2 protein-coding genes are annotated in these 909 nt (G+C 44.3%); one reads left to right on the top strand and one right to left on the bottom strand.

What is annotated here, in order from left to right:
* The coding region (locus tag SCJ97_09775) for a TRAP transporter large permease subunit (GenBank protein MDW7740322.1) at positions 1-215 on the top strand (215 nt) is incomplete at its 5' end.
* A 200-nt stretch (positions 216-415) separates the two neighbouring features.
* Here SCJ97_09775 and SCJ97_09770 read toward each other — a convergent pair.
* Positions 416-742, bottom strand: coding sequence for a rhodanese-like domain-containing protein (locus SCJ97_09770; GenBank protein ID MDW7740321.1), 327 nt, complete (start codon positions 740-742; stop codon positions 416-418).
* Positions 743-909: the final 167 nt, after the last annotated feature.

Below are 909 nucleotides of genomic sequence, written 5' to 3'. Positions count from 1 at the left end.
TTTGGTTCGGGGTAATGACGATCATGATGCTTTTAACCGGATTACTTACTCCTCCGGTTGGAGTTGTCAGCCTGGTAGCATCATCAATTACCAAGATACCATCAATGAAAGTATTTGCTGCCCAGTGGCCCTTCTGGATCACCCTGATCATTGCTTCGATTCTTGTTGCAGCCTTTCCCCAGATCGTCCTGTTCCTGCCGAGCCTGATGTACTAGTGATATAAATGATGAGAACGATGACATAGGGGGAGGGTTCTCCTGTGTCATTTGTTATCTCTTCAATCAGTTCCCGATTCCACCGGGTAGCCTGCTTCGATCCAGGCATCGAGCCCTCCTAAAAGAGCGGCTGCCTCAGAATAACCATTATCAATCAGTATGCGCGCCGCACGGGCGCTGCTCTGTTCAGCTGTTCACGTTCAGACGGTTATGAACTTATCCTCAGGGTTAAGTTCATCGAGTCGGTTGGCCAATTCAATCAGGGGAATATTAATTGAACCGGGGATTCTACTTCTATCAAATGCTCTTGTGTCGCGCACATCGAGAAAAACTGCTTCTCCCATTTCATAAACCGAAAAAGCTTCCTCTAAATTAATGCGCTCGATTGGGTTGATTACCGCAGTATCTTCAGGAGCCTCAGAAGGGCTATCCGGTTCCCCGACAGGTTTGCCGTCTATTCCACAGGAGATCAGAAATACAGTTAAAACTAGTATAAGAATCAAGTTAGTCATCTTTTTACCTGTCAACTGTTACAAAACCTCCTTGCCTAAAAGGGTAAAGTCAAATCTCACCCATCCAGAAGCAATAAGTAATTAATTTTATTAATTCTATTGCGGCCGGCTCAGTCCTTTAATTATTATAAAACCGTTGACAGGGTGGCCAGCCTCTGTTAATATCATAAAAATATATTGAT

It is taken from the genome of Bacillota bacterium, assembly GCA_033549065.1.
Taxonomy (GTDB): domain Bacteria; phylum Bacillota; class Dethiobacteria; order DTU022; family DTU022; genus JAWSUE01.
The sequence above is the reverse complement of the archived record's forward strand: the minus strand, read 5'-3'. Positions and strand labels throughout refer to the sequence as shown.